This is a genomic window from Sphingobium psychrophilum (genome assembly GCF_012927105.1).
GTDB classification, from domain to species: domain Bacteria; phylum Pseudomonadota; class Alphaproteobacteria; order Sphingomonadales; family Sphingomonadaceae; genus Sphingobium; species Sphingobium psychrophilum.
The window spans coordinates 104,406-118,001 of sequence record NZ_JABBFV010000002.1; the positions used below are offsets into that span (position 1 = coordinate 104,406).

Below are 13,596 nucleotides of genomic sequence, written 5' to 3' on the forward strand. Positions count from 1 at the left end.
GTGCGGATATGAACGGTAAATGGGAAGATTATGGACCCGGCGCGCGCAAGCTGCTGCTCGCCGTGGAGGAAATCATTGCCGAACGCGGGATCGAGGGGGCGTCCATCCGCGAAATCCTGCGCGTTGCCAAGCAGGGCAATAATTCCGCCATCTATCGTCATTTCGGATCGAAGGAGCTGTTGATCCGGGCGATATACGACATCCGCCAGGCGGAAGTGGACGATTGCCGGACGCTGCGGATGCAGAGGTTGCCGCGCCTGCCCGACGATATTCGCGGCCTGCTCGAACTATTTCTGCTGCCGGTGCTCGATGCGTTCGAAGGACGGCAAAGATGGATCTATTCGCAGTTCATCCTGCACCTGATCCTGAACGATCCGTTCGACGAAGCCTTTGACAGCGCGCGCGAAGGACCGGCGGTCGCGCTGGTCCACCAGGCGCTGCGGGGATGCTGTGCCGCCATGTCGGATCAGGTTTTCACCATGCGCCTGTCGGTGGCGGTGACGAATTTCTTGATGGGCGTCAGCTATGGCGACCGGGTGGCCAACCTGACCGGGGGCGCCTATCCGCGTTCCGACCAATATCTCGAAGACCTCATCACGGCGGGCTGCGCCTTGCTCATGCTGCCGCCCTTCGTCGAAGCCGACGACATGCCAGGCTAACCATAGCGGGGCCGTGGACGAAAATCGCAGGCCCTCTCCGGCGATAGGCACGACTAAGACGATCGTCTTCTACATCTCCCGACGGCACTGGCAAAGGTCAGGCTTGCGAGAACATGATGTTCCGCTGCTCTGGGAGAGATAATATGCGCCCGATTTTCACCGCGCGTCTTGCGGTCCTTTTAACGTCCGTTGCACCCCTGACCCTGCCGGTCCTGGCGATCGCTCAAACGGCCCAGCCGCAAGCGTCACCCAGTATCGACGACATCGTCGTCACCGCGCGCCGATCCGAAGAAAGCATTCAGTCGACGCCCGTGTCCGTCACCGCCTTCAACGCGGACATGCTGCGCGAAGCCAATATCGCCACCACCGCCGACCTGATGATGAAGACGCCCGGGGTCTATCTGTCCGGGTCGGGCGGCCGCGAAAATTCGGTGTTTCAGATCCGTGGCCAGTCCAAGGCGCTGAGCGGGTCCAACGCGCCCGCCGTCGTCAGCTATTTTGCCGATGTGCCCGCGCCGACCTTCGGCAGCGGCGTCGCAACTTATGACATGGCGTCGGTCCAGGTTCTCAAAGGCCCGCAAGGCACGCTGTTTGGCCGCAACACCACCGGCGGCGCCGTCCTCTATTATCCCGCTGCGCCCGAATATGTCCTGGGCGGCTATGTCGAGGCGGGCTACGGCCGCTATGACCGCAAGCAATTGGAAGGGGCGCTGTCCATCCCGATCGTGGACAACAAGCTGGCGGTACGGGTCGCGGGCCGGTACGAAAAACGTGACGGTTATACCAAAAATATCGGACTGGGCGGCGACCTGGACGACGTCAATTCCCGCGCGTTCCGCGTGTCCGTGCTGGCCGAACCAGTCGAGGGTTTCAAGAACCTCACTATCTTCGATTGGTATCGCAACAACTACACCGGCGACGCGGTGTTGCTGACCAGCCTGTTCGACAATCCCAGCCTGATCGACCTGTTGGGTCTGCGCAGCGCTATGCAGGATGCGCTGGCGGCGCAGCAGGCGCGCGGCCCCCGCGTGATCGACAGCGACGTGTCCCCCGCGATCAACCGCACCCGCCGCTGGGGCATCACCAACCGCACCGATATCGACCTGGGCGACAGCGGGGTCAGCTTCACCAACATCTTCGGCTATCGCAAAACCTATGTGAACTATAATATCAACACCGACGGCGTGCCGTTGCTGATCACGACCGGTAATCCCGCCGCCGGACTGCCCGCCGGCTTGCCGCTGACCCTGCTGAACGCAGGCGCGGTCAACAATGTCGAACAATATACCAACGAAGTGCAGGTCAAGGGCAGCGCGCTTGACGACCGGGTCGACTGGCTGGTGGGCGGCTTCTATCTGAAAAGCCAGCCCTATGGCCCGACCGGCAGCGGCAATTCGATCGCGCAGGTCGTGCTGCCGCCCTTCCTGCCGCCCGAAAATTACGGCACCTTCCAATATAATTTCTACACCGAAAAGAGCAAAGCGCTGTTCGGTAACGTCAACATAAAGCTGGACGAAATCGCTCAGGGTCTGCGCTTCAACGCCGGACTGCGCTACACTTGGGACAAGGAAATCGCCTGTACGGCGACCGACAACACCACCCAGGGGACCGTCCGCCCCAATGAATGCGTATCGACCAACCCGATCCTGATCGGCGCGACCACCAACACTGCCAAATCCGATGCGCCCACCTGGACTGTGGGTTTCGACTGGCAGGTGACGTCCGACCTCTTCACCTATGTTTCCACGCGGCGCGGCTATCGCACCGGCGGCATCAATACGCCGACCTTTGGCGGACGGCTGGCGCCCTACCAGTCCTTCGGGCCTGAGCGCGTCACCGACCTGGAACTGGGGGTGCGATCGGACTGGACGCTGGGCGACGTCCGCGTCCGGCTGAACCTGTCGGGCTTTGTGGGCTATTATGACGGGGTGCAGATCGCGCTGAGCGGCCTGCTGACACAGCCCGGCTGCGTTGCGGGCGATCCGGTGTTTGGCGAAGCGCCCTACTCGCCCGATGGCGATTGCAGCGCGGACAATGATCCGCAGTCGGGCACGATGCTGGCCAATGCCGGCAAGTCGCGGGTCGCGGGGCTGGATTTTGACGGACGCATCGCGTTTTCCGATCGGCTGACTTTCACCTTCGGCGGCAACCTGCTCGACACCAAGACGCGCGAACTGACCGCGCCCGCGCCGATCGCCGCCTATCTCACGACCCAGGAAATCCCGTTCGACCTGGTGGCGAAGGCGACCTTCACGCTGGGCGCGCAATACCGCATCCCGCTGGGCGCGATGGGCGATCTCAATGCGTCGGCGGACTATTATCATTCCAGCAAATTGTCCTTCGTCGACACCGCGCTGCCGGCCTATGGCCTAGCCAATATACGGCTGGACTGGCGCAATGTCGGTGGCCGCCCGGTCGACGTCGGCGTCTATATGAGTAACGTCTTCAACAAGACCTATCAGGCGATCGGCGCCGTGTCGGGGGCGGGGCTGGGCTTCAACACCGCCATCTTCGGCCCGCCCCGCCAATATGGCCTGACCCTGCGCTATCGTCTGGGAGAATGAGCATGGCCGATCTGGAAGCGAACAAGGCGGTTGCCCGCCGCTACATGCAGGCGGTGGAAGAGGGGGACGCCGCGACGATCGACGCGTTGCAGCATCCCGACTGCACATGGTGGATATCGGGCTTTGGCGATATGAGCCGCGCCGATTTCATCGCCAGCGTGACAGGCGGCCTGTTGTCGGCGCAGCGACGCAGCGCGCAGGTGGTTGGCATCACCGCTGAAGGGGACAGGGTCGCTGTGGAAGTGCGCGGCGAAATGGTCTTCCCCGACCGGGTCTATCGCAACGACTATCATAACCTGCTGGTGATCCGCGACGGCCAGATCCTGTCCGGGCGCGAATATATGGACACCCGCGCGGCGGCGGAGGCTTTCGCGCCGTGAGCGGCGCAGCTCCGCTCAACGACTATGACGATGCGGCGGTTGGGCGCATCACCGGCTATGTCGAACAACTGACCGGGGGCAGGGTCGTTGGCTTGGAACGGCTGATACGCTGGCGCCCTTCCTGGTTCGCCGATGTGGAGGTGGACGGGGTGGTGCGCCGCCTACACCTGCGTGGCGACCGGGGTGGCGACGTGTCGATCTTCCCCGACCTCAAGCGGGAGGCGGACGTGATCGACCTGCTTCACAGGCAGGGCCTGCCGGTACCGGAAATCCATGGCTATCTGGCGGATCCGCCCTGCATCGTCATGGAAGCGATAGCGGGCACGCGCGATTTCTCCGCGCTGGACGATGCGACCAAAAGCGCGGTCGGGCGGGACTATATGCACGCCGTCGCGGCGATGCACCGGCTGCCCATCGAACCCTTCGTCGCGGCCGGACTACACCAGCCGGACGGTGCCGAGGCGATCGCGCTGGCCGGGCTGGACGCCTATATGCCGCATTATCGGCGTACAAAGAGCCGTCCCGAACCTTTGCTGGCGTTCGTGATCGGCTGGCTGCGCCGCAACGTGCCGGATCACCGTACCCAGGCCAGCTTCATCCAGTTCGATTCGGGCCAATATCTGGTCGATCAGGACGCGATGACGAAGCTGTATGATTTCGAATTTTCGATGATCGGCGATCCGCTGGTCGATATCGCGACGATGGGGATGCGCAACAGTTTCGAACCGCTGGGCGCGCCGCTGGCGGAACTGATCGGCTATTATGAGGAGGCGACGGGCGAGCCGGTCGATCATGACGCCATACTGTTCCACGTCCTGCAATTTTCCCTGCTGGGCACGATGCAGTTCACCGGGACCGTGGGTGCGCCCAAAGCGGGCGATCCCCATTCGGTCTATCTGATGTTCGACCTGGCGCTGCGCCGGTCGATCCTGCTGGCCCTGTCCGCCCTGTCGGGCGTGGCGCTGCCCGATTTGCCGCCACTGGTCGAACGACAGGGTGACAATGCGCCGTTGATGGCCAAGATCGCCGATACGCTGGCCGGACTGGCGGTAGCGGATGAGGGCGCGCAGATGCAGAAAATGCAGGTGGCCGAACTGGTCGGATGGGCGCAGCGCGCCGACGCCCATGGCGCGGATATGGTCGCGCACAACGTCGCCGATGTGGCGGCGCTACTGGGTCGGCCGTTTCAGGACTGGAACGCGGCGGCCACGGCGCTGGAGGCGCATGTGAGCGCTGCCGGGCCGGATCAGGACGCGGCGCTCATCACCCTGCTTGGCACGATAGAGGGGCGGCGACTCCAGCTTTTCGGCCCGACCGCGCTGGGCGTGGCGGCCAGCAACGTGGTGTTGCCGGTCACGCGCAAGGCATGAACAGGACAGGGACAGGTACATGAGCGACAAGATAGTGCTGGTGACGGGTGCGACGCGCGGATTGGGGCGCGGCATCGCGCGCGGCCTGGCTTCGCGGGGCCATAGGGTCGCCGTTACCGGGCGTGACGCCACGCAACTGGACGCGGTAGTGGCGGAGATCGACCGGGCCGGGGGCAAAGGCCTCGCGCTACTGTGCGACCATCGCGACGATGATGCGGTGGCCGCAGCCTTCGCCACGCTGGCGGAGTGGACCGGCGGCAAGCTGGACTTGCTGGTCAACAATGTCGCGGCCGTCCATGCGATGGACCTGATCGCGCCGGGTGGTTTCTGGGAGAAGCCAATTCATCTGGCCGATATGATAAATGTTGGCCTGCGGTCGGCCTATGTCGCCGCCTACCATGCCGCGCCGATGATGGTCGCGGCGGGTAGGGGACTGATCGCCAGCATATCCTTCTACGGCGCCGTGTCCTATTTTCACGGTCCAGCCTATGGCGCGGCAAAGGCGGGCACGGACAAGATGACCGCCGACATGGCGATCGACCTGGCGCCCCATGGCGTATCGGCGGTGTCCCTATGGCCCGGCTTCATCCTGACCGATGCGGTGCGCGCCATGCCGCCCGAACTGCTGCCCGAAGAGTTGCGCGCGATGCTGCCGTCCTGGGAAACCCCGGAATTTTCCGGGCTTATCCTGGACCGTTTGATGGACGATCCCGATCTTGCCGCCTTGTCGGGCAAGGCGCTGATCGGCGCGGAACTGGGCGAAGGCTATGGCCTGCGCGATACGGACGGCAAGCAGCCCCTATCCTATCGTGCCAGTATGGGGGCACCGATCACATTTCTGCCGGGATGATATCAAGCGCGGGCCTGCATCGCGCCAAAGCAGGCCTGCAATTCTTCCGCAAAAAGCGCAGGCTGCTCGAACGCCGCGAAATGGCCGCCGACCGGCAGTTCGTTCCAATGGACTAGGTCGGGATAGCTGCGTTCGGCCCAGCGGCGCGAGGGGCGGAAGATTTCCTGCGCGAAGATGCTGACGCCCACCGGCTGCTCCAGCCGCTGCGCCTTGAACGCACCGGCGCTCTCCCAATAGAGTCGCCCCGACGACGCGGCGCTGTTGGTCAGCCAGTAGAGGCTGATCATATCCAGCATGTCGTCGCGGCTCAGCGCATCTTCGGCCACGCCGCCATTGTCGGTCCATGCCTGGAATTTCTCGTAGATCCAGGCTGCCTGCCCAACCGGCGAATCAGCCAGCGCATAGCCGACCGTCTGCGGCCGCGTGCCTTGCAACTTGGCATAGCCCGCATCATGATCCTGATAATATTGCATCCGTTCGACCGTCTTGGCTTCGGCGGGGGTCAGGTCGGCAAAGTCGCCGGCCTCGGGAAAGACCAGCGGCATGTTGAGGTGGATGCCCGCCAGTTCCGACGGCGCGGCCATGGCCATGGCTGTCGTGACCGCCGCGCCCCAATCGCCACCCTGCGCGAAGAAGCGATCATAGCCCAGCCGCCGCATGAGCGTGATCCACGCATCAGCGATCTTCTCGACGCCCCATCCTGTCGCGATGGGCTTGTCGGAAAAACCATAGCCGGGCAGGGACGGGATGACGAGGTGGAAGGCAGGCGCGTCCGGGGCAGGATCGCTGAGCGGGCCTATGACCTTCATGAATTCCAGCACCGATCCGGGCCAGCCATGGGTCAGGATCAGTGGCACGGCATCGGGCCGGGGGCTGCGCACATGCAGGAAATGGATCGACAGGCCCTCGATTTGCGTGGTGCACTGAGGCAGGGCGTTGAGCGCCCCCTCGCATCGCCGCCAGTCATAGCCATCGGCCCAATAGGCGCACAGGTCGCGCATCGCGGCGATCGGCACGCCCTGGCTCCAGTCCGCAACCGTCTCCGCTGCTGGCCAGCGCGTGTGGCTGATCCGCCGGCGCAGATCGTCCAGAGCGGCTTGCGGCACGGCTACGGTGAAGGGCGTAATGGAATCGGGCATGGCGCTTTCCCCTGATCGTTAAAAGGTGACGCCCAGCGCTTCGACCGTGCGCAGATCCTCGCCAGCGACGAAGATACGCTCGACGATGTGCATCCCCTTCTGGCCCCATTCGTCCATATTCGCGATCCACGCCTGCATCGCATAGGGCGGCCAGCGCCGATAATATTCCCATAGCGTCTCGTCGTCCGGCACATTCAGCGCGCCAGTTTCGATCAGGCAACGGCGATAATGGCGTAACAGGTCGCGGTCATTCGCGCGCCGCTCCTCGATCGTCAGCGCGCCGAGCAGGAAATAGGTGAAGTCGCGGATCGGCCGCCCCTTGCGCACCAGTTGCCAGTCGAGCCACACGCGCTCGCCATCGGGGCGCAGATAGCTGTTGCCCTGATGGCTGTCGCCATGGACCAGGCACCATGGTCCCTGTTCCTTATGCTGCGCGAAATCGACCAGCGCGTCGAATACGGTGTGCAGGCGCGACAGGTCGCCCTTGATCCAGCCGGGCAGGAAGGCCTGATAGTCGGGCTTGGCATGGTTCTTCTCAGCAAAGCTGTACATCATGTGCAGTTGCTGCGCGTCCACCGGCGTCACCATCGACACCGGCAGCCAATCGGCCGCGTGCAGCGCCGGGCTGTCCCAGAAGGCGCCATGGATTTTAGCCAGACTGGCAACGGCGCGTGCGGCTTCCTCCACGCCCATATGATCGGTGCTGACGCCGAAATGGCCGCCCTCGATCGACAGATCCTCCATCACGACCAGTCCCTGGCCGCTATCCTCGCGCGGGTCCCATGCCTCGAAGAAGGAGCGGGGCGCGGGGAAGGCGACGAGGCGACGGAAATCCTCGTAGAAGCGGGCTTCCAGGCGGCAGATGCCCTGGCTTTCGAACTGCGCCCAATTGGCCTTCAGGCAGACATTGTCGGGGATGCCCGCCGCCTTGCCGACATCGTTGAGCGTCAGCTTGACCTGATATTTGGTAGTGTGGCTGTTGCGCAGGAAGACCTTCTCCATCCCCTCCACCACGATGCCGGGATAGCGCGACTGCATGATCTGCGTCAGCCAGTCTGCGGTCACATCCTCCAGCCGGGCGGGGATGCCGACCGGATTTGCGAGACTTGTCATGGCATCCATCCCTTATTTCATCTTCTTGAGTTCGCGCAACGCGCGGTTGGCCGCAATGCGCCCGGCAATGCCCGACACGCCACCACCTGGATGCGCGCCTGCGCCGCCGATCAGGAAACCGGGGAAGGGCGGCTTGGGACCGCCAAAGCCGGTGGCTGGGCGATGCACGCCCGAACGCAACGCGCCGAAATCGATATGGGTGACGCAGCCATTGGTGACGTTCAGCCGCTTTTCCCGCTCCCGCGCGGTTTCCACGAAGCGACCGACTTCGGCGTCCAGCCCGTCATAATATTCGCCCAGATGGCTGATGACCGATGACATGGTCTTGTCCTTAAGCGCGGGCGACCAGCCTTCGCGCGCGTCCACTGCCATGGCGGGCAGATAGACATAGGCCAGCGATCCGCCCGGCGGCGCCTGCGTCGGGTCGCTGTTCGACAGTGGGCTCAATGACATGGCGTGCCGGTCGGGAATGTCGCCGCGCCGCGCGGTGGCAAAGGAGTCCCGCACCTCTTCGGGCGTGCCGATCAGCCCGACCGCCTTGTTCAGGTCCGCATCGTCATGGCGCAAATCCTGATGCTTCTTCAGGCTCAACGGTCCCGACATGGCGATATTGGCCAGGAACGGCGCCGCGTTGGACCGGTTGGACGGCGCATGTTCGATCCGCTGCATCAGCGCGCGATCGACGCCGCCCGGCGTGGTCAGGCGCATGGCGGTGCGCGGGTCGCAGGTGGCAATGACCATCTTCGCCCGGATCACCCGGCCATCCTCCAGCCGCACGCCCTTCGCCGCGCCATCATCGACGATGATTTCGGCGACCGGGGCGTTGAGCTGGATCGTCGCACCGGACGCTTCGATGCTGCGCGCCAGCGCGTCGGAAAAGGACTGGAGCGACCCGATCGGCTTGCCGGTGCCATATTTGTGGGTGACGGCGAAAATCATATAGGCCGCCGCATTGCCGTCATCGTCCACCGGCCCCGCACCCGCTGCGATGCCCAGCAGCAACGCGATGGTCGCGGGATGTTCGAACCGTTCGCACGCGACCTGATCGGCGGTCGCCTTTGACAGGGCCACCAGTTCATCTTTCAACCGCACGTTGCGCACCGCACTGCCGATGATCTTGGACAGATTCTTCATGTCCGGGCGGCCCGGCTCCGCCATCATCATTGGAAATCCGATGTCCATCATGACGTTCAGCGTCTTCATGAATTCCAGATAGGCTTTGCCGTCATTGCGGTTGATCCGGGCGATATCCTCGGCCGTGCGATGATAGTCGTAGAATAAAGCGATCGAGCTGCCGTCGGGATGCAGATAGGCATAGGTCGGGTCGGGATCGACGGTCTTCAGCCCAAATTTGGCCAGCTCGAAATCCTCGATAATGCCGGATTTGCGCGCGAACAGCAGCTCGACGGCGCAGGGCGTCACCAGATGATTGGGCGCTTCGGGTATCATATAGCCCGAACTGGTCATCCCCCCGACCTTGGCCATCCGCTCGACGACCAGCACCTTCTTGCCCTCGCGCGCCAGATAGCCGGCCGCGGCCATGCCATTATGCCCGGCTCCAATGACGACGACGTCCACCTGATCGGTCATGCTCTCTGTCCTCTGTTGCTTCAGGCGGTGGCGGCGGCGGTATAGGCCTTGCCCCATTCCGCCAGCGCCAGCAGGCGGGTTTTGCGGTCGGCCTGGATCTGCGGGATTTTGTCTTCGTCGGGACCATCGGGCACGATCACCAGCGGCTCCTTGCCCAGCATGGCCAGCGCCAGCGCGCACACTTCGGCCGGATCATAAGCGATGCTATAATCCATCCCCAGCCCCTCGGTCGCGCGGCGCAGGGTGGGCGTGTCCATGATCGGCGCGGCGACGCCGACAATGTCGATATTCTGGCCGTCCAGCTCGGCCCACAGCGATTCGACGAAATTCAGCTCGAACGCCTTGGTCGCCGAATACATCGCCAGCCATGGCTGCCCACCCAGGCCCGCGCCCGACGACATGATGACGAAACCGCCCTTGCCACGCGCCTGGAACCGGTTGCCAAAGCCATGGACGGCCTCCAGCACATTGGCGGCGTTCATAGTCAGCAGGCGCAGCGACCGTTCGACCGGCACGCCAAAGAAGCTGTTGCCCGCGCCGTCCGCTCCCGCGTTGGAGATATAGAGGCCGATATCCAGGTCTGCCGTCGCCTCCACCAGGCGCGATCCCGCGCCGGTTTCCGTCAGGTCCGCGCTCAGCGCGCGAAAGGCGATGCCATGTTCGGCGGCCAACTCCTGTCCCAGCGCTTCCAGCGCGGGCAGGCGGCGCGAGACCAGCACCAGGTTGATGCCCACGGCGGCCAGTTGCCGTGCATAGCACGCTCCGGTGCCTTCCGAAGCGCCCGCGATGACGGCCCAGGGACCATAGGCCGCAGCGAAGGCGGCGGCATCGAATGCAGGCAGGTCGATCTTACGCATCGGATGAAAATCCTCTCTTGGTGCCAGCCGTTTGCCGGCTCTCTGATGGCTATCGCCAGACCCTATAAGGCAATTGTCTTCACTCTGCCTATCGGGAGGCAGGGGGGCTTCCCAAAGCAGCAGATGAAATCCCACCGACGATTGGCCATTGCATATAACGACAATAATGTCATTATATGTTCACGAGGATGGAGGGGAGCCGATCATGCCGGTCGAAATGATGCAGACACACAGTCGCGTCGCCCAAGTGACGGACCCTGTCAGGGTCGCGGCATCGCTGCGGCCCTTGCTGGAACGCCACGCCGACGATTGCGAGCGGCAACGGCGGATCGTCGCGCCGGTGATGGCGGCGCTACAGGAGTCCGGCCTGTTTCACATCACGGCGCCGCGCCGTGCAGGCGGGCCTGGCCATCGCCTCATCACCCATATCGAAACGGTGGCGGAACTGGCCAAGGGCTGCGTCGGCACCGCTTGGGCCTATGGCCTCTTGTCGGGGATCACCGGCACCGCACTGGCGCTGCCGCCATCGGCGACCGAGCTGCTGTTCCGCAGCGGGGACGAACTATTTTGCAGCGCGTCGGCCCTGACCGGCAAGGCGGTGGCGGTGGCGGGCGGCTATCGCGTGTCGGGCCGCTGGGGCTATGGATCGGGCTGCCTCCACGCCGACTGGGCATTGAACGGCGTCATGGTGGACACCGCGCAAGGGGGCGAAGCGGCCATGGCCTTTCTCGACCTGCGCGATGCGGCCTGCCGGATCGAGGATAACTGGCATGTCGCGGGCATGGCCGGATCGGGCAGCAACATGATCGTGGCGGAGGACTTGTTCGTGCCCGACGCGCTGATCCTGTGGACGGGGCGCGCGCCGTCGGCCGATCTGCTGCTGACGATGGCGGGGCTGGAACCGCGCGACCGCTGGCCGATGGAGCCGCTGTTTCCGCTGGGCGTGCTGGCGCCGATGCTGGGCGCGGCGAGCGCTCTACTGGAGGGCGTGACGCAGGCCATGGCCGGGCGGCCCGTGGTGGGGTGGACCTATGCCAGCCAGGCCGGGTCGGAGGGGCTGGTCGGCCTGATGGGCCGGGCGGCAATGGAGATCGATTCGGCCTGGCTCCACATCCGCCGCGCCGCCGCGTTGCTGGATGATAGCGCGCAGCAACGGGTGCTGACCGGCTATGACAAGGCGCAGATCCAGGCCGATTGCGGCTATGCGATGGAATTGCTGCGCGCGGCGGGCAACCGGCTGATGGACGTGGCGGGGCCGAGCGCCTTTGCGCTGGCCAGTCCATTGCAGCGCATCTGGCGCGACCTCAATGTCGGCACCCGCCACAATGCGCTCAACGCGCCGCTGTCGATCGAGCTGTACGGCCGCGCGATTGCGGGCATGCCGTCCAACATCCGCCTGCTGCCGGACATTGCGCCCGCACCCGCTTGGGCAACAGCATAACAACAGGAGAGAATGGATGCCGATACCCACGACGCAGGAGATAGCAACATTTCTGACCAGCCAAGCCGTCATGTTCAGCGAAGGCCGGATCGATGATTTCATGGCTGCCTTCCGCGCCATCGCGCCGGGCGGGTTCAAGGTGCAGGACCCTGCGACGGCCCCGGTGGAGGCGGGGTGGGACAAGCTGGAGGCGCTATGCGATCAGTTTCTCGGCTGGCAGCTAGTGGTGGAGGATGTGAAGGTCAGCGGCAACGAAGCGGTCATCTACGTCCGCAACGAAGGCGTGCATGAAGGGAATCCGGTCAAAGTCTATAGCATCGAACATTATGTGTTCGGCGACGATGGCAGCCTGCTTGCGCGCTATTTCCATCCGATGCAGTAGCAGGCCATGTCGCACACAGCATCCGTCCCGCCCGCCATCGATCCGCGCAGCCGCGCGGCGGCGCTGCGGCGGGAACTGATGCGCAACCGGCTGCTCGATACGGTGTTCGACCTGTATCAGCCGGGGCAGGCGAACGGCCATCTGGTGATCGACGACGTGATCCAGGCAGCCGCCGTGTCGCGCGGCAGTTTCTACAAATATTTCGATTCGCTCGAAGCGGCCGTCGATGCGCTGGGCGAACGGCTGACGGCCGGCATGATCGGCGACTATCGCCGCCTGTTCGACGATGGCGACGATCCGCTGTTGCGCGCGGTGGGCGGCGCGGCGATGGCCATGCTGCGCGCCTGGCACGATCCGCGCTGGGCCGGCTTCACCTGCCGGGTCGACTATGTCGATTATTTCGAGCGGGCCAGCACTTTCGACCTCATGGTACGCGATGCGCTGGACGCCGCCCGCAGCCAGGGCCAGATGGCGTTCGTGTTGATCGACGTGGCAGTGGACCTGATCGTCGGCGTGACGATCGAGGCGCGGCGACGGCTGATGCGCCCGTCGGTCGCCGGTCCGCGTGCCTATATGGATGAGATGATTGCGCGCACCTTCTACGCGCTGGACACGCCGCCTTTGGCAGTGGCCGCCGTGCTGGATCGCGTGTGGCTGCGTCTGGCGAAGGATGGGCCGGTTCTGGACTGGTGGTCCACAAATCACGGAGTTCCAGCCAGCTAATCGCGCCTGTCGTGCCGCGTTGGCGTCATCACAGCGGCGTCCAGCATGGCGTGCCGGCCTTTTCGAGTGGGCCGCATTGCGCCACGCGGGTCGCGCCCGTGCCCGCGATCAGGATCATCCAGTCGCCAGTGTCGCCGCAGCGGATGGACCAGGCCGCATTGGTGCCGATGTCGCCGCGAAACAGCGACCGTGTGGTTCGGGCGCAAACCTGCCCCGCATCATGCATCAGCGTGGCGAAGGATTGGCTGCGTCCGGTCGCGTCGCGCACCTCGATGGCGTTGCTGTAGGGATTACGGCTGCTGCCGGTCCGATACGCTTCGGCGATGGCGATCGATGCGCCCAGGGCGACGGCGATTATCCCCGTCGGGATCAACGTCCACAGCAATGCCCGGCGCAGGTTGCCGCCGATATGGCCGCAGGCGGCGCAACCATTTCCATAGCCGTTGAGCGGCGCGCGGCATGTGGGGCAAGTCATGATGCCGCCCTAACGGCTCTGGAAGCGGGCCGACCCTATCGCCGGAGAGGCGC

Annotated in this window: 13 protein-coding genes; 8 read left to right on the plus strand and 5 right to left on the minus strand. The window is 64.4% G+C overall.

The window, feature by feature from the left end:
* Window positions 1-8 precede the first annotated feature (8 nt).
* The 5 genes from HHL08_RS03905 (at window position 9) to HHL08_RS03925 (ending at window position 5,823) form a co-directional block, all read left to right on the plus strand.
* A complete protein-coding gene (locus HHL08_RS03905; RefSeq protein ID WP_169571167.1) occupies window positions 9-659 on the plus strand; it encodes a TetR/AcrR family transcriptional regulator in 651 nt (216 codons plus the stop codon).
* Between the two features lie 143 nt (window positions 660-802).
* A complete protein-coding gene (locus HHL08_RS03910; protein ID WP_169571168.1) occupies window positions 803-3,223 on the plus strand; it encodes a TonB-dependent receptor in 2,421 nt (806 codons plus the stop codon).
* A gap of 2 nt (window positions 3,224-3,225) precedes the next feature.
* The gene (locus HHL08_RS03915; protein WP_169571169.1) at window positions 3,226-3,603 is read left to right on the plus strand and encodes a nuclear transport factor 2 family protein; all 378 of its coding nucleotides are present in this window, start codon (window positions 3,226-3,228) and stop codon (window positions 3,601-3,603) included.
* Entirely contained in the window at window positions 3,600-4,973 is a 1,374-nt protein-coding gene (locus tag HHL08_RS03920) for a phosphotransferase (protein WP_169571170.1), read from the plus strand. The genes HHL08_RS03915 and HHL08_RS03920 overlap by 4 nt, the downstream gene beginning before the upstream one ends.
* 19 nt (window positions 4,974-4,992) lie before the next feature.
* Window positions 4,993-5,823 carry an SDR family NAD(P)-dependent oxidoreductase gene (locus HHL08_RS03925; protein ID WP_169571171.1) on the plus strand — a complete coding sequence of 277 codons (831 nt, stop codon included), beginning with the start codon at window positions 4,993-4,995 and terminating at the stop codon, window positions 5,821-5,823.
* Window positions 5,824-5,825: 2 nt separating this feature from the next.
* On the opposite strand, the gene HHL08_RS03930 is transcribed toward HHL08_RS03925, so the two are convergent.
* The 4 genes from HHL08_RS03930 to HHL08_RS03945 are packed head-to-tail and all read right to left on the minus strand — an operon-like array spanning window position 5,826 to window position 10,522.
* Entirely contained in the window at window positions 5,826-6,962 is a 1,137-nt protein-coding gene (locus HHL08_RS03930; protein WP_169571172.1) for an epoxide hydrolase family protein, read from the minus strand.
* An 18-nt stretch (window positions 6,963-6,980) separates the two neighbouring features.
* Window positions 6,981-8,075, minus strand: a complete 1,095-nt coding sequence (locus tag HHL08_RS03935; protein WP_169571173.1) for a phosphotransferase — start codon at window positions 8,073-8,075, stop codon at window positions 6,981-6,983.
* A gap of 12 nt (window positions 8,076-8,087) precedes the next feature.
* Complete coding sequence (locus HHL08_RS03940) at window positions 8,088-9,665, minus strand: phytoene desaturase family protein (RefSeq protein WP_169571174.1); 1,578 nt, start codon at window positions 9,663-9,665, stop codon at window positions 8,088-8,090.
* Between the two features lie 20 nt (window positions 9,666-9,685).
* Window positions 9,686-10,522 carry an SDR family NAD(P)-dependent oxidoreductase gene (locus HHL08_RS03945; protein WP_169571175.1) on the minus strand — a complete coding sequence of 279 codons (837 nt, stop codon included), beginning with the start codon at window positions 10,520-10,522 and terminating at the stop codon, window positions 9,686-9,688.
* A gap of 166 nt (window positions 10,523-10,688) precedes the next feature.
* Here HHL08_RS03945 and HHL08_RS03950 point away from each other — a divergent pair, with 166 nt between their 5' ends.
* Genes HHL08_RS03950 through HHL08_RS03960 form a run of 3 tightly spaced genes read left to right on the plus strand, consistent with a single transcriptional unit; the run spans window position 10,689 to window position 13,068 of the window.
* Window positions 10,689-11,963 (plus strand): acyl-CoA dehydrogenase family protein, encoded by a 1,275-nt coding sequence (locus HHL08_RS03950; RefSeq protein ID WP_235954804.1) that lies wholly within the window; start codon window positions 10,689-10,691, stop codon window positions 11,961-11,963.
* Between the two features lie 16 nt (window positions 11,964-11,979).
* On the plus strand, window positions 11,980-12,345 hold the full coding sequence (locus tag HHL08_RS03955) for a hypothetical protein (RefSeq protein WP_169571176.1): 366 nt from the start codon (window positions 11,980-11,982) through the stop codon (window positions 12,343-12,345).
* A gap of 6 nt (window positions 12,346-12,351) precedes the next feature.
* Complete coding sequence (locus tag HHL08_RS03960) at window positions 12,352-13,068, plus strand: TetR/AcrR family transcriptional regulator (RefSeq protein ID WP_235954806.1); 717 nt, start codon at window positions 12,352-12,354, stop codon at window positions 13,066-13,068.
* Between the two features lie 28 nt (window positions 13,069-13,096).
* Here the strand turns inward: HHL08_RS03960 and HHL08_RS03965 are convergent, their stop codons facing one another.
* Complete coding sequence (locus HHL08_RS03965) at window positions 13,097-13,543, minus strand: hypothetical protein (RefSeq protein WP_235954808.1); 447 nt, start codon at window positions 13,541-13,543, stop codon at window positions 13,097-13,099.
* Window positions 13,544-13,596 lie beyond the last annotated feature (53 nt).

Excerpts from the sequence above, each read along its gene's own strand:
- HHL08_RS03905 (WP_169571167.1), top strand. The coding sequence starts at position 9 with ATGAACGGTAAATGGGAAGATTATGGACCCGGCGCGCGCAAGCTGCTG.
- HHL08_RS03910 (WP_169571168.1), top strand. The coding sequence starts at position 803 with ATGCGCCCGATTTTCACCGCGCGTCTTGCGGTCCTTTTAACGTCCGTT.
- HHL08_RS03915 (WP_169571169.1), top strand. The coding sequence starts at position 3,226 with ATGGCCGATCTGGAAGCGAACAAGGCGGTTGCCCGCCGCTACATGCAG.
- HHL08_RS03925 (WP_169571171.1), top strand. The coding sequence starts at position 4,993 with ATGAGCGACAAGATAGTGCTGGTGACGGGTGCGACGCGCGGATTGGGG.
- HHL08_RS03930 (WP_169571172.1), bottom strand. The coding sequence starts at position 6,962 with ATGCCCGATTCCATTACGCCCTTCACCGTAGCCGTGCCGCAAGCCGCT.
- HHL08_RS03935 (WP_169571173.1), bottom strand. The coding sequence starts at position 8,075 with ATGACAAGTCTCGCAAATCCGGTCGGCATCCCCGCCCGGCTGGAGGAT.
- HHL08_RS03940 (WP_169571174.1), bottom strand. The coding sequence starts at position 9,665 with ATGACCGATCAGGTGGACGTCGTCGTCATTGGAGCCGGGCATAATGGC.
- HHL08_RS03945 (WP_169571175.1), bottom strand. The coding sequence starts at position 10,522 with ATGCGTAAGATCGACCTGCCTGCATTCGATGCCGCCGCCTTCGCTGCG.
- HHL08_RS03950 (WP_235954804.1), top strand. The coding sequence starts at position 10,689 with ATGTCATTATATGTTCACGAGGATGGAGGGGAGCCGATCATGCCGGTC.
- HHL08_RS03955 (WP_169571176.1), top strand. The coding sequence starts at position 11,980 with ATGCCGATACCCACGACGCAGGAGATAGCAACATTTCTGACCAGCCAA.
- HHL08_RS03960 (WP_235954806.1), top strand. The coding sequence starts at position 12,352 with ATGTCGCACACAGCATCCGTCCCGCCCGCCATCGATCCGCGCAGCCGC.
- HHL08_RS03965 (WP_235954808.1), bottom strand. The coding sequence starts at position 13,543 with ATGACTTGCCCCACATGCCGCGCGCCGCTCAACGGCTATGGAAATGGT.